The 24,499-nt window shown below is 48.5% G+C and carries 28 protein-coding genes and 1 riboswitch; of the genes, 5 read left to right on the top strand and 23 right to left on the bottom strand.

Annotation, left to right across the window (positions count from 1 at the left end):
* Window positions 1-43: 43 nt before the first annotated feature.
* From fabK to ACLU9Q_RS06095, 8 genes are all read right to left on the bottom strand, one after another.
* Window positions 44-970, bottom strand: a complete 927-nt coding sequence (fabK, locus tag ACLU9Q_RS06130; protein ID WP_298513503.1) for an enoyl-[acyl-carrier-protein] reductase FabK — start codon at window positions 968-970, stop codon at window positions 44-46.
* A complete protein-coding gene (gene acpP / locus ACLU9Q_RS06125; RefSeq protein ID WP_296835342.1) occupies window positions 967-1,200 on the bottom strand; it encodes an acyl carrier protein in 234 nt (77 codons plus the stop codon). Before acpP ends, fabK begins: the two co-directional genes overlap by 4 nt.
* A gap of 26 nt (window positions 1,201-1,226) precedes the next feature.
* Window positions 1,227-1,463 carry a hypothetical protein gene (locus ACLU9Q_RS06120; protein ID WP_296835344.1) on the bottom strand — a complete coding sequence of 79 codons (237 nt, stop codon included), beginning with the start codon at window positions 1,461-1,463 and terminating at the stop codon, window positions 1,227-1,229.
* Window positions 1,460-1,942, bottom strand: a complete 483-nt coding sequence (locus ACLU9Q_RS06115; protein ID WP_296835396.1) for a sigma-70 family RNA polymerase sigma factor — start codon at window positions 1,940-1,942, stop codon at window positions 1,460-1,462. Before ACLU9Q_RS06115 ends, ACLU9Q_RS06120 begins: the two co-directional genes overlap by 4 nt.
* A 185-nt stretch (window positions 1,943-2,127) precedes the next feature.
* The gene (locus ACLU9Q_RS06110) at window positions 2,128-3,096 is read right to left on the bottom strand and encodes a glycosyltransferase family 2 protein (protein ID WP_296835346.1); all 969 of its coding nucleotides are present in this window, start codon (window positions 3,094-3,096) and stop codon (window positions 2,128-2,130) included.
* 56 nt (window positions 3,097-3,152) lie between these two features.
* The gene (locus ACLU9Q_RS06105; RefSeq protein ID WP_296835348.1) at window positions 3,153-3,500 is read right to left on the bottom strand and encodes an EamA family transporter; all 348 of its coding nucleotides are present in this window, start codon (window positions 3,498-3,500) and stop codon (window positions 3,153-3,155) included.
* Window positions 3,493-3,855: a transporter gene (locus ACLU9Q_RS06100; protein WP_296835350.1), complete on the bottom strand. Its 363-nt coding sequence runs from the start codon at window positions 3,853-3,855 to the stop codon at window positions 3,493-3,495. Before ACLU9Q_RS06100 ends, ACLU9Q_RS06105 begins: the two co-directional genes overlap by 8 nt.
* Window positions 3,848-5,041, bottom strand: coding sequence for an ATP-grasp domain-containing protein (locus tag ACLU9Q_RS06095; RefSeq protein ID WP_296835352.1), 1,194 nt, complete (start codon window positions 5,039-5,041; stop codon window positions 3,848-3,850). The genes ACLU9Q_RS06100 and ACLU9Q_RS06095 overlap by 8 nt, the downstream gene beginning before the upstream one ends.
* Window positions 5,042-5,355: 314 nt before the next feature.
* On the opposite strand from ACLU9Q_RS06095, the gene ACLU9Q_RS06090 reads away from it, so the two are divergent.
* A complete protein-coding gene (locus tag ACLU9Q_RS06090; protein ID WP_296835354.1) occupies window positions 5,356-6,048 on the top strand; it encodes a WbqC family protein in 693 nt (230 codons plus the stop codon).
* 126 nt (window positions 6,049-6,174) lie between these two features.
* Here ACLU9Q_RS06090 and ACLU9Q_RS06085 read toward each other — a convergent pair whose 3' ends face one another.
* The 6 genes from ACLU9Q_RS06085 to ACLU9Q_RS06060 form a co-directional block, all read right to left on the bottom strand.
* Entirely contained in the window at window positions 6,175-6,909 is a 735-nt protein-coding gene (locus tag ACLU9Q_RS06085) for an SIR2 family NAD-dependent protein deacylase (RefSeq protein ID WP_296835356.1), read from the bottom strand.
* Between the two features lie 93 nt (window positions 6,910-7,002).
* Window positions 7,003-7,227 carry a hypothetical protein gene (locus ACLU9Q_RS06080; RefSeq protein ID WP_296835359.1) on the bottom strand — a complete coding sequence of 75 codons (225 nt, stop codon included), beginning with the start codon at window positions 7,225-7,227 and terminating at the stop codon, window positions 7,003-7,005.
* A gap of 75 nt (window positions 7,228-7,302) precedes the next feature.
* Complete coding sequence (locus tag ACLU9Q_RS06075) at window positions 7,303-8,115, bottom strand: nucleotidyl transferase AbiEii/AbiGii toxin family protein (protein WP_296835361.1); 813 nt, start codon at window positions 8,113-8,115, stop codon at window positions 7,303-7,305.
* Window positions 8,115-8,657, bottom strand: coding sequence for a type IV toxin-antitoxin system AbiEi family antitoxin domain-containing protein (locus ACLU9Q_RS06070; RefSeq protein ID WP_302225412.1), 543 nt, complete (start codon window positions 8,655-8,657; stop codon window positions 8,115-8,117). The genes ACLU9Q_RS06075 and ACLU9Q_RS06070 overlap by 1 nt, the downstream gene beginning before the upstream one ends.
* Window positions 8,658-8,845: 188 nt before the next feature.
* Complete coding sequence (locus ACLU9Q_RS06065) at window positions 8,846-9,481, bottom strand: hypothetical protein (RefSeq protein ID WP_296835365.1); 636 nt, start codon at window positions 9,479-9,481, stop codon at window positions 8,846-8,848.
* A 106-nt stretch (window positions 9,482-9,587) separates the two neighbouring features.
* Window positions 9,588-10,175 (bottom strand): HD domain-containing protein, encoded by a 588-nt coding sequence (locus ACLU9Q_RS06060; RefSeq protein WP_302225414.1) that lies wholly within the window; start codon window positions 10,173-10,175, stop codon window positions 9,588-9,590.
* 260 nt (window positions 10,176-10,435) lie between these two features.
* On the opposite strand from ACLU9Q_RS06060, the gene ACLU9Q_RS06055 reads away from it, so the two are divergent.
* On the top strand, window positions 10,436-10,987 hold the full coding sequence (locus ACLU9Q_RS06055) for a chromate transporter (RefSeq protein ID WP_302225416.1): 552 nt from the start codon (window positions 10,436-10,438) through the stop codon (window positions 10,985-10,987).
* Window positions 10,984-11,550: a chromate transporter gene (locus ACLU9Q_RS06050; protein ID WP_298514938.1), complete on the top strand. Its 567-nt coding sequence runs from the start codon at window positions 10,984-10,986 to the stop codon at window positions 11,548-11,550. Before ACLU9Q_RS06055 ends, ACLU9Q_RS06050 begins: the two co-directional genes overlap by 4 nt.
* Before the next feature lie 66 nt (window positions 11,551-11,616).
* On the opposite strand, the gene yfcE is transcribed toward ACLU9Q_RS06050, so the two are convergent.
* On the bottom strand, window positions 11,617-12,165 hold the full coding sequence (gene yfcE, locus ACLU9Q_RS06045; protein ID WP_298514935.1) for a phosphodiesterase: 549 nt from the start codon (window positions 12,163-12,165) through the stop codon (window positions 11,617-11,619).
* 55 nt (window positions 12,166-12,220) lie between these two features.
* Complete coding sequence (locus tag ACLU9Q_RS06040) at window positions 12,221-12,910, bottom strand: response regulator transcription factor (RefSeq protein ID WP_296835377.1); 690 nt, start codon at window positions 12,908-12,910, stop codon at window positions 12,221-12,223.
* 289 nt (window positions 12,911-13,199) lie between these two features.
* Between ACLU9Q_RS06040 and ACLU9Q_RS06035 the strand changes: the two genes are divergently transcribed.
* Complete coding sequence (locus tag ACLU9Q_RS06035) at window positions 13,200-14,438, top strand: IS110 family transposase (protein WP_412624635.1); 1,239 nt, start codon at window positions 13,200-13,202, stop codon at window positions 14,436-14,438.
* The gene (locus ACLU9Q_RS06030) at window positions 14,428-14,730 is read left to right on the top strand and encodes a hypothetical protein (protein WP_296928017.1); all 303 of its coding nucleotides are present in this window, start codon (window positions 14,428-14,430) and stop codon (window positions 14,728-14,730) included. The genes ACLU9Q_RS06035 and ACLU9Q_RS06030 overlap by 11 nt, the downstream gene beginning before the upstream one ends.
* A gap of 142 nt (window positions 14,731-14,872) precedes the next feature.
* Here the strand turns inward: ACLU9Q_RS06030 and ACLU9Q_RS06025 are convergent, their stop codons facing one another.
* The 7 genes from ACLU9Q_RS06025 to ACLU9Q_RS05995 form a co-directional block, all read right to left on the bottom strand.
* Window positions 14,873-16,051, bottom strand: a complete 1,179-nt coding sequence (locus ACLU9Q_RS06025; RefSeq protein ID WP_298514932.1) for a sensor histidine kinase — start codon at window positions 16,049-16,051, stop codon at window positions 14,873-14,875.
* A 160-nt stretch (window positions 16,052-16,211) separates the two neighbouring features.
* Window positions 16,212-17,399, bottom strand: coding sequence for a methionine adenosyltransferase (metK, locus tag ACLU9Q_RS06020; protein ID WP_412624754.1), 1,188 nt, complete (start codon window positions 17,397-17,399; stop codon window positions 16,212-16,214).
* A gap of 74 nt (window positions 17,400-17,473) precedes the next feature.
* A riboswitch (SAM riboswitch) is annotated at window positions 17,474-17,574 on the bottom strand.
* Window positions 17,575-17,584: 10 nt separating this feature from the next.
* Window positions 17,585-18,877, bottom strand: coding sequence for a UDP-N-acetylglucosamine 1-carboxyvinyltransferase (locus ACLU9Q_RS06015; protein WP_412624753.1), 1,293 nt, complete (start codon window positions 18,875-18,877; stop codon window positions 17,585-17,587).
* A gap of 360 nt (window positions 18,878-19,237) precedes the next feature.
* Entirely contained in the window at window positions 19,238-19,876 is a 639-nt protein-coding gene (locus ACLU9Q_RS06010; RefSeq protein ID WP_412624752.1) for a flavin reductase family protein, read from the bottom strand.
* Window positions 19,877-19,988: 112 nt separating this feature from the next.
* Window positions 19,989-21,641: a putative manganese-dependent inorganic diphosphatase gene (locus ACLU9Q_RS06005; RefSeq protein ID WP_296835387.1), complete on the bottom strand. Its 1,653-nt coding sequence runs from the start codon at window positions 21,639-21,641 to the stop codon at window positions 19,989-19,991.
* A gap of 84 nt (window positions 21,642-21,725) precedes the next feature.
* Window positions 21,726-22,826, bottom strand: coding sequence for a PDDEXK nuclease domain-containing protein (locus ACLU9Q_RS06000; protein WP_412624751.1), 1,101 nt, complete (start codon window positions 22,824-22,826; stop codon window positions 21,726-21,728).
* A 572-nt stretch (window positions 22,827-23,398) separates the two neighbouring features.
* On the bottom strand, window positions 23,399-24,469 hold the full coding sequence (locus ACLU9Q_RS05995; RefSeq protein ID WP_412624750.1) for a S1 RNA-binding domain-containing protein: 1,071 nt from the start codon (window positions 24,467-24,469) through the stop codon (window positions 23,399-23,401).
* Window positions 24,470-24,499 lie beyond the last annotated feature (30 nt).

Genomic DNA, 24,499 nt, shown 5'->3' with positions numbered 1-24,499 from the left:
CTGTAGCTTCCACTGTTTCCGGGTACCAAAAACCCGTGCATCTTTACCCATGCAGCAGCTCCTCCGCCTGCGCCATGACCTCCTCAAGGATTTCCCGGCAGGTCTGTTCCTTTTTCACCAGCCCGGCAATCTGACCGGACATCATGGAGCCCTGATCGGCGTCGCCCTCCAGCACCGCCCGGCGCAGTCCGCCGATCGTCAGCGCCTCCAGCTCATCAAAGCTGCAGCCCTCCTTCTCCATCCGGAGATATTCCCGTGTCATCTTATTGCGAAGCGTGCGCACCGGATGCCCGGTACTGCGTCCCGTCACAACGGTGTCGATATCCTTCGCCCGCAGAACGCGATCCTTATAATTCTGATGTATCACACATTCCTTTGCAGCCAGAAAGCGCGTGCCCATCTGGACGCCCTGCGCGCCAAGCATCATCGCCGCCGCAAAGCCGCGTCCGTCGCCGATCCCGCCCGCTGCGATCACCGGAATCTCCACAGCATCCGCCACCTGCGGCACCAGCGCCATAGTAGTCGTCTCGCCGACATGACCGCCAGACTCGCAGCCCTCCGCGATCACGGCGTCCGCACCGCTGCGCTGCATCATCTTCGCCATCGCCACCGATGCAACTACCGGGATCACGCGAATGCCCGCATCCTTCCATATCGCCATGTACGGTCCCGGATTACCCGCTCCTGTAGTCACCACCGGAACCCGCTCCTGTACAGCAAGATGCGCAATATCTTCCGCATAGGGGCTGAGCAGCATAATATTTAACCCGAACGGTTTATCCGTCTGCTCCTTTACCTTCTTAATCTGCTCCTTCACATATTCATACGGCGCATTCGCCGCCGCAAGAATCCCAAGACCCTCTGCATTAGAAACGGCGGCCGCAAGGGTGCTTTCCGCTACCCATGCCATGCCGCCCTGGAGAATTGGATACTGTATACCAAGCAATTCCGTGATTGCCGTCTTTCTCATTTCCAGCTCCCCTTTTCCTCCAGATAATCCACAACTGCCTGTACCGTGTTCAGCTTTTCCAGCTCCTCAGACGGTATCTCCACGTCGTATTCTTCCTCAAGCGCGGACACCAGTTCAAAAAGGTCCAGAGAATCCGCTCCGAGGTCTTTTCGAAAATCCGTTTCAGGTCTTACCTCTTCTTCCTCCACATTTAACTGCTCTGCTACGATTGAAATTAATTTTTCTAACATTTTCCTCTCCTTATCTGCACGCTTTTTTATGCCGCGTGCCTGAATAAATCATGCTTTCTGCATACAAACACTGCCACTGCGGTCAGTGCAACGGAAGCGGCAACCCCGGATACGATCACTGTTTTCCGTTTATTCCAGCTATTTTTGTGTTCCGCTGGAAATTCCACCTTTTCAAGATCCCCCTCCGGGATTTCCTCCGCCGCAAGCTCCATATCTATCTGGCTCATAATATCTATCAGACGTGCCTGACTCCACAAGCTCATCCCGCCACCTCCTTTTCATAACGCTTCCGGATTTTTTTCTTTAATCTGGACAGTCTGCTGTCCACCGCATTCTCCGACATCCCCATCGCCTGGGCGATCTGCCGGGTGCTCTGAAGATAGTAGAAACGGCGCAGCACCATTTCCTTATCCTTCTGCTTCATTCCCGCAAGAACCCGGCGCAGCGCGTCCACTTCCTCGCGCATAATTATTTTCTGCTCCGGTCCCTGGCTGTAATCTATGTACTCAGACTGCAGAGTATCCGACTCATCCATTCCTTCCAGCTCCTCCAGCCTGCGCAGCTTTCGCAGATGATTCAGCGCCGTGTTGCGCGTGACCGCCTTCAGGTACGTTTTGAATGAAGCCTTCTGATAATCATAATTCGCCGCATGGTTCCAGAGCTTTAAGTAAACATCGTTAATACACTCCTCCACAACCGTCTCCCTGCTGCGCAGGATCGTCACGGCAATATAGCGGATCAGCTTCTCATAGCGCTACGCGATCAGCTCGACGCCCTGCTGGTCTTTTCGGAGAAGCAGCTCCAGAATATCCTCGTCCATCCGTTTCCTCCCTTCCGCCGCAGCTTCCTTTGCACTCTCATATACTTATACACCGGATTCCGGAAAACCTTGCAAAAAAATATATAAAAAAACTGCCGCCGGGCAGTTTATACTTCATCTGCCCGGCAGCGGTCCTGTTCGGTAGGTTTTTCTTTTTCCACATTAATCGTTTCCCGCACCACATACTGCGGCGTTTTATTGATATTCAGTATCAGCTTTCCGATATACTCCCCGATGATCCCCAGCATCAGGAACGCAAATCCAAACAGGATCATCATGACGCACATCGTCGACGACCAGCCGACCGTGATGGTCGGATCAAGAATCTTGCGCACAAACACGACGATCGCTCCGATGAAGCCCGCAAGCGAAAAGAGCGTACCAGTAATTGTGGCGATCCGCAGCGGGATAACGGTGTAGTTCATAAATGACATGAACAGCTTAAAAGACTTGCGGAAATTGTAGTTTGACTGCCCTTCCTCCCGCGCAAAATGCTCGATCTCAATATTGGCGATATTTCCGGTCGTGCGGTAAAAGAGGATCTGGAGGTACAGATTGTAGCCGTCATACTGAATCAGCTCGTCGCGCACATATTTGCGGCAGCACCAGTAATTGCTCGCCTCCAGCCCCTTCGGGCGCTCCACCATATGCCACATAATAAAGGAGGCGATCCGGCTTGTGAGGTTCTTCATAAAGCCGAACTTGCGCTTCTTAAAGATGCCGAACACCAGATCATAGCCTTCATTCATTTTCTCAATGAACGCCGGGATCTGCGACGGATGCGTCTGCATATCATCGTCCATCCCCATGACGTAATCGCCCTCGGCAGCGTGAAGCCCCGCCATAATCGCGTTGTGCTGACCGAAGTTTTTCGCAAGCGAAATGCCCTTTACATTCGGATATTTTTTTGCAAGTTCCCAGATTGCCCGGCAGGTTTCATCGCGTGAGAAATCATTCACAAGCACAAATTCACACTCCAGACCTTCTATTTTTTCAATCACTTCCATGCTCGTCTCCACCACCTTCCCGATGGTATGCGCCGAATTATAGCACGGAATTACAATCGACAGGAGCATCGTTTTTCCTCCTTCTTATCACAATAAACCTTTATGTGGCTCAACGCCTTCTTTTCTCATAGTAAAAATATAATAATCCCGGCGAAGATCACCAGAAGCCCGAGGATTTTCCGCCTGGAGATTTTTTCCTTCAATATAAAATGTCCCATTACGAACACGAAAAAATATCCGCTGGATTCAATGACCGTCTGCCACGACAGCGGCATTTTTTTCAGCGCCAGCATCGTCAGAATCGTCGACAAAAAAAGCAGCGCATAGCCGGTAATGACGTAGCCGTTCAGATATTCTTTTATTTTTGACGGGTAGGTCTTATTTGCCGATATTTTCAGCAAAATCTGCGACACAGACGCCACAAATACCGAGCAGACCATGATCCCCACATGCATCCATACACTGTTATCCATCTGCCGTCACCACCAAATAAATTCCAATAAAGATCACCAACGAGCCAAGAATCATGTTCCAGGTAATCTCCTCCTGAAAGAAAAGCGCGCCCCAGATCATGCCCCACGCCAATCCGACCGGCTTGTTTGCATAAGCCACCGAGAGCGGCAGATACCGCAAAATTTGCTGCCATACGATCGCATAGAGAAACATGATCAGCAGCATCCCAAAATAAAAAGCGAACCACTCCGGCGAAAAAAAGTCTGCATAGGCTGCCTTTTTGGAAAGCAGACCGCTGATAGAGCTGAACATCAGGCTGATATGCAAAATCACATAAATCCACAGTGATGTTTTTTTCTTTGTGTCCTTACTCATCGCTCACCTTTACCTGTATCCTTTCCAGCACCTCGCCGAGAAATTTTCGGCAAGTCTGCGGAGTATTCCCCTTTACGATCACCTGCCCAATGCGGTCCCTGCCGTTCTCCATCCGCCGAACCGTATCGCCCGCCGATATGTTGAACGACAGATCCACCAGATTGCCTCCGACCTTTGTGCCGGGAATGATCTCCTGCACAATGCCCTGCTTCGATGCCTCTAAAAGACGCACCTCGCTGGGAACGCGCGCGCTTTTTTCCTTCTGAAAAAGCTCTGCCACCGGCTCTCCGATGCAGAGCCGTGCAATCGCCTCGTAATAATCCAGCCCGAAGTGAATGCCGACCTGCTCGGCAATGCAGGTGGCGCCCGCGCGCGCCGTCGCCTCAATCACATATATTTCCCCATCTCGCAGCATCATATCAAAATCCATCGGGCAGTTGTCCGCCCCAAGCGCACGCACCGCGCGCTCGATCTGCGTCCGGATTTTTTCTTCAAACGGCTGACCTTCCGTCCACGGCACGTAATGTCCGATCGGAAACGGCGGATTCGCCTGATGCAGGACATTCCCAAGCGGCAGGAAATAGGCAAGCTTTCCATGCTGTATCATCGCCTCCACGCCGAACATGGTGCCGATCAGAAATTCCTCCAGAATGCAGTAATCCTTTTCGGTAGCCGCCATCGTCTGCGGATAGCGCGCAAACACTTCCTCCCTGGTATCACAGCGGAAAATTCCGCGGCTTCCCATCAGATCCACCGCCTTGATGATCACCGGAAACGAAAGACGGTCGCAGGCATCCTTAAGCTCGTCCTCATTATGTATCTGAAAGAACGCCGCCGTCTGCACGCCCGCCTGCATAAATGCCTGCTTCATTTTATATTTGTCGGTACATTTCTGCACCGTCTCCCAGGACGGTCCCGGCAGACCAAGCTTTGTTGCCGCATAGCCAAGGCTGCGCAGCCCCACATCCATACAGCAGGTAGCGATTCCATCCACCTGTAGCCGCTCTGCCGCCTGCAGCACCTCTTCCGGCTTTGTGATATCGCAGTAACAGCTCTCATCGGCAGCCGTAAAGCCCGGATAATTCCCGGGAATGCTCGCCGCTATCGTATAGCATCCAAGCCGCTGCGCCGCATGAATCAGCGGAATCAGCGAGTAGGATGCCCCTAAAATCATAATTTTTTTCATCGTATGTCACCCTTAATAAACCTGTATCCGGCTTCACTGCCGCCGCTTCCCCTGTTCCCGCTTTCGTCACCTTCCACTTTCCGACGGCAGCGGTCTGCCTTCACAGAACGAGTTCCGCGGTTTGCATGACCGGATAGCTACAATTATAGCATTGCCCTCTTAAAATCTCAATCTCTTTCTATTGTACGGCATAGGGATTTTGTGGTATAATGCTCATTGTTCACGCCGTGAGCAGATCCCATTCGCGATGCGAATTTTAACCGGATCTGCACAGGCAGCATTCCATGATTATTTGGTTCAGGGAGGTCTTTTTCGTGAAGAAGGTTGCTATTTTACAGTCAAATTATATTCCATGGAAGGGTTATTTCGATATGATCCGCATGGTGGACGAATTTATTTTATACGATGATATGCAGTACACGCGCCGCGACTGGCGCAACCGCAACAAGATCAAAACAGCGAACGGACTGCAGTGGCTCACGATCCCGGTGGAAAGCAAAGGAAATTTTTATCAGAAAATCAACGAGACAAAGGTTTCCGGTCACGACTGGATAGACAAGCACTGGCACGCCATCACGCTGAATTATGCACACGCTCCCGCCTTTAAGGAATATGGACCGCAGATTCAGGAAATCTATGAAAAGTGCCGCAATGAAGAATATTTAAGCCGTATCAACTACCTGTTTCTGACGGAAATCTGCCGAATGCTCGGCATTGCCACAAAAATCACCTGGTCGTCCGATTATCAGCTCGTGGACGGCAAGACGGAGCGTCTGGTCGGTCTGGTAAGGGACAGCGGCGGCACGGAATATCTCTCCGGTCCGGCGGCGCAGGATTACATTGCAGAAGATTGCTTTAGGGACGCGGGAATTAAGCTGACCTGGATGGATTACAGCGACTATCCGGAATATCCGCAGCTTTTCGGAGAATTTGAGCACAATGTCTCCATTCTCGATTTACTGTTCAATATGGGGGACCAGGCGATTCAGTACATGAAGCCGCTCTGATTGCCGCCGATTACAATATGCGAATTAAACATCACTCATTATAAGGAATGCACCAGCCTGCTGCCGGTGCATTCCTGCTAAATCAAAGAATACCTTATGTATAATCCGCGTATCGCCTGTTTCCTCTCACAAAAGCTGCGGTACCAGCTCATTTAAGCTGCCGTGAATCACGTAATCCGCATTTGCATCGCCGTAGGTTTCCCGGTTCGTCAGGAGAATAACCTTATTGCCCTTATAATAAGAAAGATTGTGATCGCAAAATTCCGGATCGAGACGTGCGCCAAGCACCAGCAGCACGTCCGCTCTTGAAATTTCATTTGCCATCTTTGTCATCTGGCTGTTATCCACCATTTCCCCAAAAAGGCGGATGCCCGGACGGATCGGAAGCATACAGTCCTCGCAGAGCGGCACCTTTTTGGCATCCTTCAGATATTGCTTCGAGTAGGTTCTGCCGCAGCGCGGACAATGATTATTTCCCACATTTCCTTGCAGCTCCAGTACATTTTTGCAGCCCGCCTCACGGCTCAGTCCGTAAATTTCTCTTGTGATGATCGTCTTTAAAATTCCTTTTCGCTCCAGCTTCGCAAGCGCCTTATAAGCCGGTCCCGGCTTCAGGTCCTGCGAAAGGATCTCCTTTTTGTAGAAATTGTAGAAAGGCTCTGTGCGGGTATTGTAAAACGCGCTGCTGAACATCTCTTCCGGAGAATAACCATATTCCGCCTCAATATTGTACGCACGCTCCTGATCCCTGAGGCTTTGGTGTCCGTCGCATTCCCGCTGCAGGCCGCTCCCCGTAATGACAACCAGATACTTGCTGTCCTGCACCATTCTTCTTACCACACTCATATTCGCTTCTGCCATTCAAATCACCCCTTTGCCGCTATCATGGGGTCAGATTGCTTTTCCCATGACAGTAATGATATATATTAAATTTACCATTACGCACAGGATTCGTCAATCATTTTGCAGGAATTTCCACTCAATTTTGTATTTGCTTTCATCTAATCGAAAAAGACTGACATACTCTTCTTCCGTCAGACAATTTTCCTGTTTTTCCGACACAACCGCTCTGATACAATCGCCAAAAAGCATCTGCGGGAACAACAGGGAACAGGCCGTCGTAGCCGCCAGCAAAGCCAGTGCACGCCTCCATTTGTTTTTCTGGTTTTTTATCCGCATAGTGTCCTCCTGTCAATCAAGGTATTCCAAGTATTGACAGTTTGCAGGAAATTATGCATGAAAATGTATGCCTTTTTACAAACTAACAGTCTCCAAAAAATCCTGAATCATCTTAAATGCAGCTTCCACATCAATTTGTAACCAGTTTCTATCTCCGGCATGCTCTAAATTATTTCTAAACCGCCGATTTGAAAATGTAGCAGATACTCTCTTCCGTATCCCCTTCATATCCTTTTCTCTCATGGATGGTTCATCAATAATATAGGTCTTTATACATTCTGAAAGTCTTAACATGTTTACATGGTCTTTTAAATAACAAAAATCAAATATATCTTTGTATCTTGTTGAAAGGGGACCAAAGCGTAATAACGACCTCAGTTTCTCCGCAAAAATCTGTTCACAGGAATTAATCAGTAGACTTGCTCCCTCTTCGTCCATACAAACATCGAAGCAATATGTATCCTGCTCTATTTCCATATTGGCATGAACGCCAAGGTCAATCTTACTTTCAATGGAATTCCCCTCCTCATCTTCAATGGTAATATATACACGTCTTCCACTATACTCCTGCTGGGAAAGCTGCTCAATTTTGTTTCCTTTAATTTGTATTCTGATTCCATCAAGACAGTTTAATTTTGAAATAAAGTACCTAATAGAATCATCTTCCAATGAATACCTTATGAAATCCAGATCAAGGTCTTCCGTAGCACGTCTCACATTTCCCGTAATACTGCGCATAACAACGCCGCCCTTAATTGTTACATTTCTTCCCAAATCACTTTTCTCAATTGCTTTTAACACTATATCCTGACACACACGTGCCTCCGCATTTCGTTCTGAATAGCCAGCGGCTCTGTATCTTTCTGCCATTTTCTCCAGATTTATCATCAGAACACCTCCAACTGTAAAGTTTCAAGCACCTTATTACTCTTCGGCGCTATCAAAGCATAGTCCTGAATCTTTTGTATATCCAATCGCGGAAGTATTTTCCGATAATTCAGAACAATCTCTTTATAATAATCAAACGGCAGCTTACTTTTATATCGCGCAAGTTCAATAAGCATACGCTCTTTATTGTAGACCCGTATGTCATAACCTTTATAATTAGTAGTTTCAATGCCTTCCTCAAAAAAATCATCCGGAACAAAATATTGCTTTACTCTTTTGTCCTTGATTTTTGTCGCGTCACGTGTTGTCGCAAGGTCACATTCATCTGGTATTACGTCAGTTAAACCGTGAAAGAAAAAAGCACTCTTCATCGTTACAACTGCATTCGGATATTTATATACAAACATCGCAATTTCCGGAACATATTTCTTTTCCGAATATATTCCTTTTCCAACCCTGAATAATACGCCCTCTTCTATTTTTTTCTCAATAAAATAATCCGACCCATATTTTTCAAGACATTCCGCCCGTGTTTTCATCATTTCATTCCTCCTTATTTAAAAATAGCTCCGCATTTTCAAATATTTTGTGGATACTTTTTCAAATTATACTATGAACAAAGTTTTTCGTCAATATTTCTTCTTCAAAAAAACATCCGCATTTTTATTTGTTTTGCGGATGTTTTTCACACACATATTTTTGAAAAATGCTATAAATTCTCAGAATGACATCAGATGTTTTTGCAGTCCTCCCGAAAATAATACAAAATCATGCCCCCGTTATCATCATTCACAGTGTCCCACAGTCCATCAAAGGGGAGCCATGTACTGTTCCCGTAGGTAATCGTTTTTACAAAAAGTCTGTCCTCCTCCCAGCGATAGCCCGCAATCAGGAACCAGTGCCACTTATAATCGCGCCATTCTCCGGAAACCGGATTCAGCAGCAGAAACGGCACAATGTACTTCCGGTCAATCTGACCTGTCAGCACAGCCTGCGCGTCCGCAAGGGGCTGCCCCGCTGGAAAAAGTCTCATTCCCAGCCGTTCGTTTTTCATATCTTTCAGATACGCATTCATTCCATCCTCATAGAGAGAAAGCTTCGACACTCCGCTGTATCTTGGTCTGAGGTACGGCTTCATAATCCCCGCGAAACGCCGGTACAGTGCCTTTGTCAGATGATGCACGTCAAAGGGGCACAGCCTCTTTTCTCCACAAAAAAGCGTAAAATAAATACAACTGTCCACAGCAGCCAGCGCCGCACAGCCGCACAGCCTCATCCAGGGGTCTGTCATCCACTCCTGCGAGCCGCCGATGGCATTCCCGATATGAAAATAAGAAAGTTCTGCATAGGTATTGATACGTCCCACCTCCGGTCTATATTATGAGCCGCATGACAGATTCGACTGTTCTCATCGATTCCGAAAGTGCGCGGCCCAAAAAAATCGATGCAGATTCCCCAGCCCTTGCAAAAAGTCATTGTTCAGTATGCCCCGGTGCTTCCTCCGCGATTTTCTTTCGCGTCCAAGCGTCGATCGTCTGCCTGAATGCGCGCAGATATTCCGAAAACTGCACATTTTCCTGCCCATAGGTGAGCTGCAGGTCGTACTCCAGCGGAAGCCAGGTGGCGATATCCGATTCGTTGTGCGAGATCAGCGCCTCCAGCTTATCCAGCGCCTTGTAGGTTTTCGCCTCCCGCGTCTCCAAACGTTCCATTTCCGCCAGCAGTGACTGCCACTCCTTCCGCTGCGCTTCCGGGAAGCTCTGCACCCAATTTAAAAACAGCTCATCCTCCGTCTGCGTGTCCGCATCCGATTTTTCAAAAGTGGGGATGTCTCCTGTGAAGGATTCCCCAAGATCGTGAATCAGGCACATACGGATTACGCGATCCATATTCACATCCTGAAATTCCTCCTCCCCGGACAGCAGCATCGCCATCAGCGCAATCCTCCAGCTATGATCGGCGACGCTCTCCGCCCGGTCTTTTTCTGTGTAGCAGTGCCGCGGCGTCACCTTCAGCTTCGCCGCCTGTTTTAATATCTCTAAAAATTTCTGTGACGTCATTTGTCTGTACCTCCTCTGATCCGCTTGCCCCAAACACGCAGCCCTTCTTTTTTTCTGCTTGAAAATACTGCGTGAAGCAGGAAAAATCCCGCTGAATACAGTATAGCAATCACCCGCAAAAAAAGAAATACCTCTTCCGAAAAAGAACGCAAAAGAGACTTCCCGTCTCTGTTTTTTTATGATATCATGTTACTGCTCCGCCCATATATGGTGTTTCCTTTGAGATGCCTGGGTGAGTATATTATTCAGGAGGAATCAACATGAAAGAACTTGTGAATTTATTTATGGTTTTCTTTCGGATCGGTGCATTCACCTTCGGGGGAGGCTACGCCATGCTGCCCATGCTCCAGCGGGAGGTCGTGGAAAAACATCACTGGGCAACCGAGGATGAGCTGATGGATTATTTTGCGATCGGGCAGTGTACTCCCGGCATCATTGCCATCAACACAGCTACCTTCGTGGGCTATAAAAATCGTGGCGTTATCGGCGCTGTCGCAGCTACGCTCGGCATGATCACGCCGTCCATCATCATCATCACACTGATCGCCGCATTTTTGACTAACTTTGCCGACCTTGCGGTCGTAAAGCATGCCTTCAACGGCATCCGCGCCTGCGTCTGCATTTTGATCTTTAATGCGGTTGTCAAGCTGGCAAAAAAGTCTGTCGTCGACAAAATCTGTCTTGGCATTTGTATCGCGGTTTTGCTTTTATCACTGTTCACACCGTTATCTCCGGCGCTCATCGTTGTTCTCGCCGGCGCGGCAGGCGTGCTCTTTAAACGTACAGGAATCGCAGGAGGTGCAAAGAAATGACAGGATTGATCCGTTTAGCATATGAATTTTTTAAGACAGGGCTTTTTGCAATCGGCGGCGGTCTGGCTACTCTCCCCTTCCTCTATGAGATGGGAGCTGCTACCGGCTGGTTCAACGCGCAGGACGTCGCAGATATGATCGCGATTTCCGAGTCCACTCCGGGACCTATGGGAGTAAATATGGCAACCTATGTCGGATTTACCTCCTTCGGGCTGCCGGGCGCTATCATCGGACCGCTCTTTCTCGCACTGCCGTCCGTGATCATTATTATTCTGATTTCAAAAATATTAAACAAATTCAAGGAATCTCAGCTTGTGCAGGATATTTTTTACGGACTGCGCCCGGCGTCAACCGGACTGATCATTGCAGCCGGACTTGGCGTTGCCAAAATCGCCCTGCTCTGTCTCGACCAGTTTGAGGTTACAAAAAATATTGCAGATTTGTTTAACTACAAGGCAATTATTCTGGCGGTGGTCATTTATCTTGTTTTAAAGAAAAAAGATTTCCATCCCATCCTCGTGGTAATTGCTTCCGCAATTATCGGAATCATTTTTCAGTTCTGATGGTATTAAAAAATCAGGCAGTATACTGCCTGATTTTTTCGTTCCGGTAAAAACATATACCATGAATTATTCCAGGTTTTCCACATGATAAGGCTTCCCATCCAGCGTTTTCCATACTGCCTCTGTGTTTTCCAGAATCATATACCCATGCGGACTTTCCGCCTTTGGAATGGATACAGAACCCGGATTGAGATACAGATTGTTATCCCCAAAGCGCTCCCACGCCGGAATGTGCGTGTGTCCGTGCAGCAGAATATCGCCCGGCTGCAGCGGCGGAAGTGAACTGATATTATAACGGTGTCCGTGTGTGACATAAATCAGCCGCTCTCCAACCGGCAGGATCCCGTAGTCTGCCATGATCGGAAATTGCAGAACCATCTGATCTACCTCGGTATCGCAGTTTCCCCGCACGCAATATATCTGATTTTTCCTGGCGTTCAGCATTGCAATCACTTCTTTGGGCGCATACTCCTCCGGCAGATCGTTGCGCGGTCCATGGTACAAAATATCACCCAGCAAAAGCAGCCTGTCCGCCTGCTCCCGTTCAAAAGCCGTCAGCATCTCCCGGCAGTAACGCGCCGAGCCGTGAATATCTGAAGCGATCATCAGTTTCATGCTATTTCCTCCCAAGCTTGACTTTGTTTCCGTTTTACCGGCGCTCTGCCGGCAATTATAATTTAAAGCGATATCCCACGCCCCATATCGTCTCGATATACTGCGGTTTTGAGGTATCCTGCTCCACTTTTTCACGGATTTTCTTGATGTGTACCGTCACGGTAGCGATGTCGCCGATGGATTCCATATCCCAGATTTCCCGGAACAGCTCTTCCTTCGTGAATACATGGTTGGGGTTTTCCGCAAGGAAGGTGAGCAGGTCGAATTCCTTCGTCGTAAAATTGCGCTCTTCTCCGTTCACCCATACACGGCGCGCCGTCTTATCAATCTTAATGCCGCGGATTTCCACAATATCGTTTTCTTTCATATTAGAGTGGATCAAACGCTCATAACGCGCCAGATGCGCCTTCACGCGCGCCACAAGCTCGCTCGGACTGAATGGCTTCGTCATATAGTCGTCCGCGCCAAGCCCAAGACCGCGGATCTTGTCGATATCATCTTTCTTTGCTGAAACCATCAGCACCGGAATATCCTTGCGCTCGCGCACGCGGCGGCAGATCTCAAAACCGTCCACCTCCGGGAGCATCAGGTCGAGAATTAACAGATTAATATCTTCCTCCAGCGCTTTTTTCATGCCGACATCGCCGCGCCGTTCCGTCTCCACCTCAAATCCGCTCAGCTCCAGATAGTCCTTCTCCAGCTCGGCAATGCTCTCTTCATCCTCAATAATAAGAATTTTGCTCATAACTGTTTCCTCCTGCTACTACAATGTATTTATGGTTAATACCCCTTACAGCCAGTAAGGAATTACCCATCTTGTTGCTTAAGCTGTTAGAATGAGTAAGGCAATAGGTCTGGCCACCTTCTACTAGGACTTTACGTCCGTAATTTAGTCAGCCAACCAGCCCTCATTCGCAGCATTCGTTTTACGCAGGTTGAACCCACAGGCGTTCGTGTGATACCCAGTAGATTGAACAGGCAATGAGTAAATCTGGTATTGACCATTGCTGATTCATTGTAAAGGAGTATCCATTATGAACGCTGTTGGTATTGATGTTTCCAAAGGCAAGAGCACTGTTACCATCCGCAGGCCTGGCGACGTTGTCCTGATGCCTCCCCGCGACATTCCCCATACACAGTCCGCTATCAACGGACTGATCGGGCAGATAAAGGAGCTTGACGGGGAGACGAAGGTCTGCATGGAGCACACCGGAAGGTACTACGAGCCGGTCGCCATGTGGCTTTCTGACGCCGGTATCTTTGTTAGCGCCGTAAACCCCATTCTCATCAGGAACTTCGGGGATGATTCCCTGCGCACTCCAAAGACCGACAAAGCGGATTCCAAAAAAATCGCACGCTATACTCTTGACCGCTGGGCAAAACTGAAGCAATATGGAATCATGGATAAAACACGCAACCAATTAAAAACCATGAACCGACAGTTCGGCTTCTATATGGCACAGAAAACTGCCATGAAAAACAATCTTATTGCCCTGCTTGACCAGACTTATCCGGGTGCTAATGACTTCTTTGACAGCCCTGCGCGCAGCGATGGCAGCCAGAAATGGGTGGATTTTGTCCATACCTACTGGCATGTGGACTGTGTCCGCTCCAGGTCGCCGGAAGCCTTCAAAAAGCATTACCAGAACTGGTGCAAACGCAAAGGTTATAATTTCAGCGCACAGAAAGCGGAAAATATCTACCATGCCTCTTCTGACCTGATCGCCGTATTTCCAAAAGATGACAACACAAAAATGCTCATCTGGCAGGCTGTGGCAATGCTTAATACTGCTTCCCGGACAGTAGAATCCCTCCGTCTGGAAATGGATAAGGCTGCTTCCGCGCTGCCGGAATATCCGGTTGTTCTGGCTATGGATGGTGTCGGGCCTACCCTCGGTCCCCAGCTCATGTCTGAGATCGGGGATGTGACACGGTTTACACACCGCGGGGCTCTGACTGCTTTTGCCGGCGTTGACCCCGGAAAGGATGATTCCGGGCAGCGCATCCGTAAAAGTGTGCCTACCACAAAGAAAGGCTCGCCGTATCTGCGCAAAACCCTGTTCCAGATCATGGACGGGCTCATCAAACGTTCCCCTGCTGACGATCCCGTTTACGCCTTTATGGATAAAAAACGGGCGCAGGGCAAACCTTATTACGTCTACATGACCGCTGGTGCGAACAAATTTCTCCGTATTTATTACGGGCGGGTAAAGGAATATCTTGCCTCACTGCCCCAGACATCCGACACGGAGGCGGAGAAGGATGGAATATAAAACATATCCCTGCGAGGTAAATTTCAGATATCTCGTCCTCAAAGGCGTGCCTGTTGTGGCTGGTTTTTTCTCCGAGAAAGACGCGGCGGATTATGCCCTGTCCATTGGAGGAACCGTCATAAAAGCGAACGAAAATCCACGCAATGCCGGAAGGATACCGAAATTCTCTGACCGCGAGAAAGATGCTATCAGAGAATGTATCGCACAAGGAATTCCCATGCGTCGTATTGCCCGGGAATTCCGATGTTCTGTAGGCTATGTTCAAAAATTAAAATGTGAACATCCCTTATAGGTGGCACAATATATGGCTTCCTTTTTTCTTAAGCCAGCGTAAACCGGTGGCTTAACGTTTATGCCCTAATTTCAACCTGTATAAAATTTTCAAAGTTCATCAATTTCTGCTTGACTTTTTATTTGCAGACTATTTTAAACGGTTACTCAACCGTTACTTTTCTCAGAACAAAATACATCACGGTTCCGGTGCCAAGCTTGCTGGTCGCCCAGATCTTTCCTCCGTGATCCTCGACAATCTTGCGCACAATGGAAAGACCGATTCCGCTGCCCCCCATCGACGAATTGCGCGATGCGTCCGTGCGGTAAAAGCGGTCAAAAATATACGGCAGCTCCTTTGGTCCGATGCCTTTTCCATTGTCCTCGATCTCAATCTGCACAAAATCCCCGACATCCTTCACGCGGATATTGATGCGTCCCTTCGGCTTATCCATATATTTCACGGAATTGCCGATGATGTTGTTAATCACGCGCTTCATCTGCTCGGCGTCCGCGATGACCTCAACATTTTCATCTACATAATTAAAGTAGGAGAAGTCGATATTCTTGGATTCCAGATCCAGTCCGACCTCCTCGCAGCAGTCCTCAAAATAACTGCTCACATTGATTTTGTTGAAGGTATACGGGATGCGGTTTGTGTCGATCTTCGAATAAAACGTCAGCTCGTTGATGAGCCTGTCCATATCGTTTGCCTTATTGTAAATGGTGCGGATATAGTGATCCATTTTCTCCGGCGTATCCGCGACGCCGTCCATAATTCCCTCTACGTAGCCCTTGATCGCCGTGATCGGCGTCTTCAGGTCATGAGAAATATTACTGATCAGCTCCTTGCTCTCCCGGTCGTACTGGATCTTTTCTTCGTTCGACTCGCATAGTCTGCGGCGCATCTCCTCAAAGTCACGGCAGAGATCGCTGATTTCATCGTTTCCATCCACCTCCAGCGTAAAATCCAGATTCCCCTCGGCAATATTGTGCGTGGCCTTTCGCAGCTTCATAAGCGGTACATTTATCCCGGTGTATATCCATCCGATCAGCAGACAGGCAGTGATGAGCAGTACCAGAATAGCTACGATCGCAATATTTTTCAAAAAGTTGCGAATCTCCGGCACCATCCTTGCTGCTGCCGGAAGTGTCGTGTTTGTCCCCTGCAGCTCCTGTTCCTCTTCCAGATTTATCCCTTCCTCCTGCTGCAGGCGGTTGCCGTACTCCTCCAGATATTGAAGCTGACGGTTTCCTGTCGTCATCATAAAAATCAGCAGCAGCAAAACGGGCACCAGAAGAATCGTGCAGAAAGAAATAACCAGTCTTGTCTTTAGTTTCATACAAACGGCTCCTTCATGGCAAAATATCATATCTAATGAAAGTATACCATAAAGGAGCCGTAATTGCACCTAAACAAACGTCTGCTTTTCTAAACTTTTTATAAATAGTTACTGTTCGCTCCATGCACAGCAGATGTTTGAGGCTGGCGTAAACTTGTAACTATAAATATGCTTTCAGCGCTTCCACCTTGTCAAGCTTTTCCCACGGAAGATCGAGGTCTGATCTCCCGAAATGCCCATAGGAGGACGTCTGCTTGTAGATCGGACGACGCAAATCAAGCATTTTAATGATGCCTGCCGGGCGGAAATCAAAGAGTTCACGTAAAATTTCTGTGATCTTTTCATCTGCAAGCTTTCCGGTGCCGAACGTATCTACCATGATAGAGGTTGGCTTTGCCACGCCGATCGCGTAGGAAAGCTGAATCTCACACTTGTCTGCAAGTCCCGCCGCCACCACATTCTTTGCCGCATAGCGCGCCGCATAAGCCGCTGAGCGGTCTACCTTCGTGCAGTCCTTTCCGGAGAAAGCGCCGCCGCCGTGGCGCGCATAGCCGCCGTAGGTATCCACGATGATTTTTCTGCCGGTAAGTCCGCTGTCCCCGTGCGGTCCGCCGATCACAAAACGTCCGGTCGGGTTTACAAAGAATTTTGTATCATCGTCCACCATCTCCTGCGGAAGAACGGCGTCAAATACATATTTCTTAATGTCCGCATGGATCTGCTCCTGCGTCGCCTCCGGATCGTGCTGTGTGGAAAGCACTACCGCATCCAGACGAACCGGCTTATCATTCTCATCATACTCCACCGTCACCTGCGTCTTTCCATCCGGTCGGAGATACGGAAGTGTTCCGTTTTTGCGCACCTCCGTGAGCTTCAGCGCCAGCTTGTGCGCCAGCCAGATCGGATACGGCATATATTCCTCCGTCTCGTTTGTCGCATAGCCGAACATCATGCCCTGGTCGCCTGCGCCGATCGCCTCAATCTCATCCTCGGACATAGTATTTTCCTTTGCCTCCAGCGCCTTGTCCACGCCGAGAGCAATGTCCTGCGACTGCTCGTCGATCGCTGTAATCACACCGCAGGTATCTGCGTCAAAGCCATATTTTCCTCTGGTGTAGCCGATCTCGCGCACTGTGTCGCGCACGATCTTCTGAATATCCACATATGCCTTTGTGGTGATCTCACCCATCACCAGCACCATGCCGGTCGTTGTGGCAGTCTCGCACGCCACGCGGCTCATCGGATCCTGCTTTAATAATTCGTCTAAAATCGCGTCTGATATCGCATCGCACATTTTATCCGGATGTCCTTCCGTTACTGATTCAGATGTAAACAATTTTCTCTCCATCTTATGTCCTCCTTTAATTTATGAATGTAAAAAAAGAGGTCCGAAGCGGACCCCTATCTTTCTGATAGCAAATCCTCTTATTGTTCGAATAAATCGCTCAGGTTGGCACCTTCCGCCTTCGCGGGGTTGCCGTGGCTTCACAGATCCTTTGTATCTCCACCACTCTGAATAAGAGTATTATATTTTTAACTTACACGCAGCCGGAATTTCTGGATTTCCTTTTCCGTAGAAACCCGCTCGATCTCTGCGCCGAGACTGCGCAGCTTTTCCTCAAAATGTTCGTAACCGCGCTGAATATAAACGATATCATCTACAATCGTGATGCCCTCCGCTGCCAGCCCTGCGATTACCAGCGCTGCGCCAGCCCGCAGATCCGGCGCACTTACGCGCGCTCCTGTCAGCTTCTCTGTTCCGTAGATGACGGCAGTGTTTCCTTCCACTCTGATGTCTGCGCCCATGCGCATCAGTTCATCCACGTATTTAAAACGATTTTCAAAAATGCTCTCCGTCACCAGGCTTGTCCCTCTCGCCAGCGCCAACGCCACACCGATCTGCGGCTGCATGTCTGTGGGATATCCCGGATACGGCAATGTCTTTACATTGGTATTGGTAAGTCTCTTTGTGGCAACCACGCGGACTGCGTCGTCAAATTCCTCCACCTGACATCCGATCTCCACCAGCTTTGCGGTAGTCGCTTCCAGATGCTTTGGAATTACATTCTTTACAATGACGTCTCCCTTTGTGACTGCCGCGGCAAACATAAAGGTACCTGCCTCGATCTGATCCGGAATGATGGAATACTCCGTCGCATGGAGCCGTTCCACGCCGCGGATACGGATGATGTCCGTACCTGCGCCCTTAATGTTGGCCCCCATGCTGTTTAAGAAGTTCGCCACATCTACAACATGCGGTTCCTTCGCAGCATTTTCAATAACGGTGCGTCCCTCTGCCATCGAGGCCGCCATCATGATATTAATAGTAGCTCCTACGGAAACTGTATCGAGATAAATATGGTTTCCTCTCAGATGCTCCGCCTCTGCAATAATAGAACCGTGCGAAATCCTTGTCTTCGCACCGAGCGCCTTAAAGCCCTTTAAATGAAGATCGATCGGCCGGCTCCCGATGTTGCATCCGCCCGGAAGCGGAACCTCTGCCCTCTTGTACTTTCCAAGCAGCGCTCCTAACAGATAATAGGATGCTCTGATCTTCTTAATATATTCATAATCTACACTAACGCTGCCGATGCCGGAGCCATTTATCTGCCAGGCCATTTTACCGACCTTTTCCACCTTCGCGCCAATACCTCTGATTGCTCCAAGCAAAGCATGTATATCCTGCACATCCGGCAGATTATCAATTACAACTGTGTCATCTGTCATAATAGCCGCAGCAAGAATGCCCAGTGCCGCATTCTTGGCGCCGCCGATTTCTACCTCGCCGACGAGAGGATTCCCGCCTTTGATAATATATTGTTCCATTGGACACCTCTGATATTTTATTTACACTCTTCCCCTGTGTATAAAATCTTTTTCCCCTTAAAATGAGCAAGAAGCCCGTCAAATGCCCACAAACACAGAATCTTTCGCAAGCTCGTTCTCTGTGTTTCTGTGCATTCTTTTTTTGCCTGCGGGCAGAGGCTCGGAAAACCTCCGGTTTCCCTCGCTCGCTTCGCTCGTCAAATGCCCACAAACACAGAAAACCGAGCAAGCTCGTTCTCTGTGTTTCTGTGCATTTTCCTCTGCCCTTAACGAACATTATATCACATTCTTTGGATTTGTAAACAAAAATTAATTTATCGACATAATTCTATCAAAATTCGACACGGTTTTGAAACAATATCATGTACCGTTTTTTCTGTTTTTTTCAGACCTGGTACCACATCTTGTTTTTATTTTTTTCTGTTTTCCAGAGGTTTCTTTTTTTCTGACAGAATAGCCGAAGCTGCCAAGCAACTCTCCGACCGCATGGTATTCGCCGTGGGAGTACACCAGAAGCCCGGCCTCGTTCAGATGAAATTTGCCGTTTTTATCAAGATAAGCTTCATCAACATGAACGGCAAGCACCTCCGCAAGAAACATATGGTGGGAGCCAAGCTCCAGCACCTGTTTGACGCGGCATTCGATATTGACCGGGCATTCCCTGATCCCCGGCGCTGCTATATGCTGCGAGGGTTCTTCCGTAAGATGAAGCTGCGCGAATTTATCCATATCCCGCCCGGAACGTACCCCGCACATATCTGTTGCGCGCGCAAGCTTTTCCGTCGTCAGATTCACCACAAATTCCCCGGTCTCCCGCAGAATGGAATAGGAGTGTCTCTCCGGGCGTACGGAAATATAAAGCATGGCAGGATTGGTGCATACTGTTCCTGTCCATGCTACAGTGATAATATTTGCTTTTTCTCCCGGCCGTCTGCAGCTCACCATGACCGCCGGAAGCGGGTAGAGCATATTGCCGGCTTTCCAAATCTGTTTTCCCAAAGCTTCTCCTTCTCCCTGATGATCTTGTGGAGTCAAATAGATGTGCAGGCACATCCGCCTGGCTCGTTGCTTGCAGGAATAAAACACTTTTGCGGACAGCAATAACGTCTGCTTACTGCTGAAGTGCGGAGAACAGCGTCGGTATGAGCTGTTTTTTGCGGGATACGATGCCCGGCAGAATGACAGAACCATTCTCCACGGTTTTGCCGAAGGCTTCCTTGACCAGGTTCTCCGAACCTTTTCCGAAGCACAGCAGCTCGGTAGACTCGTTTAAGATATCTGTCAGCATGAAAAACAGCATAGTGAGACGCTGATTCTCAAACGCGGTCTCCATATAAGCGAGCAGTTTTTCCTTCGCGCCCGCAAGCTCTCCCTCCGTCATGGAAGTGATCTGCGCCACGCCAAAGGTCGTCTCGTCCTGCTCAAATTTTTTGAAATCCTGATAAAATATTTCTTCCGCTGTCTTGCTCTTTAAATTGCTGCCCGCCGCAAACATTTCTGCTGCAAACTCCTTGCAGTCAATTTCGGCGATCTGAGCAAGCGCCTGCGCCGCCGCCTTATCCATCGGCGTGCAGGTAGGAGAACGGAACAGCAGCGTATCGGAAATGATCGCCGCGCACATAAGTCCCGCAATCTTCTTCGGGATCGCTATCCCCTGCTCCTGGTAAAGCTGGTAAATAATCGTTGAGGTACAGCCAACCGGCTGATTGCGGAAGTACACAGGCATCATTGTCTCCAGCGAGCCAAGACGATGATGGTCGATGATCTCCAGAATCTCGGCGCTCTCGATGTTGTCGACCGCCTGGGACGGCTCATTGTGGTCAACCAGGATCAGACGACGTTTCTTGATACCGAGCAGATTCCGGCGGGAAATGGTTCCCACGTAATGACCATTTCTATCAAGGATCGGAAAATCACGATGACGCTTACTCGCCATGATCTCTTTGATGTCATCCGTGAAATCATCCTCAGAAAAAGCGATAATTTCGTTATCCTTCATGAAAAACCGTACCGGCATACTCTGGTTGATCAGATGTGCAACCGTGTAGGTGTCATACGGCGTCGCGATGATCGTGCAGCCCTTTTCCTTTGCAAGGATCTGGATCGTCTTGGTGACGACAGCATCTCCGCAGATGATCAGGCAGCCAGCCTTCATCTCAATTGCGCAGAGCTGCGTCTCATAACGATTGCCCAGGATGACCATGTCGTGTTCCTCGATATAGGATTCCATGACCTCCGGACTGGAAGCTGCCACAACCACCTTGCCCTGGTCAAAAAACGCATTCGGATCGCCCACATAGAGCGTACCGTCCAGTGTCTCCAGAATATTGCAATACTGGGTCTGCGCCTTGGAAAGAATAGCATTGTCCACGACCGCCATATAGGACCGGGCAATATCACCGATGCTGATAAGTCCTTCCAGAACATTGTCCTCTTTGATGATCGGCAGCGTCGTGCCCTTTGTTTCATTCAAAAGCGTCCATGCCTTTTTCAGAGAAATATCGCTGGACACCCCCTGCGTCCGGCGAATCTCCATATCCTTCACCCGCGTTTTTACATTTGGCACATAGCCCGGCGCTTCCATATTGAATTTTTCCAGCACGTACTGCGTTTCCGTGCTCACATGCCCGGCGCGCTTCGCTATGTATTCTCCGGTGCCCGACTGATTTTTCAGATAGGCGTAGGCAATTGCTGAGCAGATGGAATCCGTATCGGGATTTTTATGCCCGATCACATATATTTGATGTTTATCGTAGTGTTCCATAAATACCCCCAATATTTTCGTCTTCTGTTAAATCATAGCAGAAAATACCGGATTAGTAAAGCAGACATTCCAAAGAGATCAGGATCATTCCTCAATATCGGTTTCTTTCTCTTTTTGCTGTAACAGGAACATTGCTTTTTGTGTTTCAATCTCTGCCCTCAGTTCCTCCTCCGTAGGCAGATACAGCTTATATTTGGAGGCAAATAACTGCTCATTTCCATGAAGCACTGAATATCTTGCAATATCTTCATCTGTATCAGAACAAAGGACAATACCAATCGTCGGGTTATCGCCCTCACTGCGCTTCCGTTCATCATACATACGGATATACATATCCATCTGACCGACATCCTGATGTGTGATTTTCTGTGTTTTCAAATCTATCAGGACAAAACATTTGAGAATATAATTGTAAAACACAAGATCGATGAAGTAGTCTTGTTTCTCAGTATGAATACGCTGCTGTCTTGCAACAAACGCATACCCTTTGCCAAGCTCCATTAAAAACTTTTGCAAATTTGTCAAAATACTTTTTTCAAGATCACTTTCCGTAAAGTCCGTATTAGAAGCCAGCCCCAGGAATTCAGCAACAACGGGATTCTTAATGAACTCCAATTTGTCGTTTTGGTATTCGGCGGTCACTTCCCTCATCTCTTTTTCTACAAGTTCCTGTTTCTGTGTCTGAAGCATACGGTAATAATACTGTGAAGAAATATTTCGTTGCAAAGTGCGGACACTCCAAGTCTGTTCGATGGCTTCTTTTTCGTACCAGTCACGGGCAGTTTTATCTCCAACCTGTAATAATGCTCTATAGTGTGACCACGATAGCAGTTTCCCGGATTGTCTACACACTGTGTCGACAATTTCAGGGAAATTCTTGTAAAAGCGCAGACAATGGTAGAGATTACTTCTGTCGTATCCCTTGCCATACCGTTTCGTCAAATTTTTTGAAAGTTTTTTTATAATCTCAAGCCCATAAACAGAGCGTTCTTCCCCGCCAAAGTCTTCCTCTGCGATCCGGTATCCGATCATCCAGTTTCTTTGAACAAGCGCGGTATTAACCGCTTGATATGCCGCCTTTTGTGAGGATTCAATAATCCCGCACATATCTTTTAAGATGTCGTCTGTTTTAACAAAATTATCCATAATGCTATTCTGCCCGACATTTTGCAGTTTATTCTCCATAATACTTTGCTCCTTTTTATTATTCATCTGCAGCATCTTCCATTGCTTTCAGAATCATTTGCCTATATTGCTCTTTGCCTTCCGGCGGAGCAAGTATCTGCACCCTGCTGCCAAATCCAAGCACCCAACCGAAAAGATCTGACTAGCCGGCACTTTTATCGCATCGCAGATCCACTGTTACCTCATCATACATATATAACTCTTTCTGTCTTATAAGACAATGCAAAATTAGTAATTGGCACAAAACCCGCTTTGCCGCTTGCCTCTTACGAGATAAGTCTCCCCGAAGTCCCTGCCAAAGAGATGCCCTAAAATGAGGAGTGCCCCCGGCGTCTGGTACACCGGAGGCAATTATGAAAAAATTTATCTATTAATCGGAGTGGTTTTTTAACTGTCTATATTGTAGCAAGCATATATGAACAAATTATGAACGCATCATAAATTTATTGTAATTTCCTCCAAATTTTTTCTTTATATCTCCTGCTTTTTGTCGTTTTTTACAGTTATTGTTTTTCGCAAATGTACAACTTGCGCACACAAGTGTCTTTGTCCGGCGAACATTCCTGCGTTTTTTACAATTTCAGCTTTGCAAATAAGGAACCGAGATTTGTGGAAACAGACTCAGACTGCGGCAGTTCGATGGTTTCCTCCTGGATTTCCTCTGCTGCAACATCCTGCAGCGCTTTCATGCTGAGGCTCAGCTTGCCGTCCTTCACTGCAATGACCTTTACTCTTACCGTATCGCCCACCTTCAGCACTGCCGCCGGAGACTTGATGCGCTTTTCGGAGATCTGCGATACATGCACCAGACCGCTCAGCCCGTTGCCGAGATTGATAAACGCACCGTAAGGCTGGAGGGATTCTACCGTCCCCTCTGTCACAAGACCCACCTCGACGTTGGAGATTCTCGCCTTTTTCTCCTCAGCCTCGCGCTCGCGAAGGATTTCCCTTGCGGAAAGCACCAGCTTTTTGTCCTCCTCGTCCACATTGATGACGCGCAGCTCAACATCCTTTCCAAGCCATTCTTCCAGATTCTCCACATAGTTCAGCGACAGCTTCGATGCCGGAACAAATCCGCGGATTCCTTCCACATACACAACTACGCCTGCTTTTACCACACCTGCTACCTTTGTCTTGATGATCGTCTGCTTTTCCATGAGCGTCTGCAGCCTGTCCCATGCAAGCACATCGTTCGCTTCCTTGCGTGACAGCATGATCTGTCCCTGTCCGCCGTCTCTTCGTACAACCGTCGCGGAAATTTCGTCTCCGATATGGACCTCTTCCTTTACGTTGAAATTGGGATCGTCGGTAAAGTCCTCAATGCGGATCACGCCCTCTGTGTAGTATTTCAGATCCAGAGTAACCTCCGTGTCTGTCACGCCGATTACCGTACCGGTAAGCACATCCCCCTCATGAATCTGTTTGAGAGAAGCATTCAGCTCCGCCTCGTAATCCGCCATGCTCTCCACAGGCGCTTCCGGCGCTGCTTCTGCCTCCGCTGCCGGCACTTCCGGCGCCTGTACAGCTTCCGTTTCCGCTTTTTCCGCTGCCGGCTCTTCCATCGTCTGCACAGTTTCCACTGCCGCTTCCTCAGCCGCCTGCGCCTGTGTGAGTGTTTCTGTTACTTTTGTTTCTTCTGCCATTGTGTTGACCTCCCTGCATTTTTACCTGGA

It is taken from the genome of Marvinbryantia sp. (genome assembly GCF_047017445.1).
Lineage (GTDB): Bacteria > Bacillota > Clostridia > Lachnospirales > Lachnospiraceae > Marvinbryantia.
The sequence above is the reverse complement of the archived record's forward strand: the minus strand, read 5'-3'. Positions and strand labels throughout refer to the sequence as shown.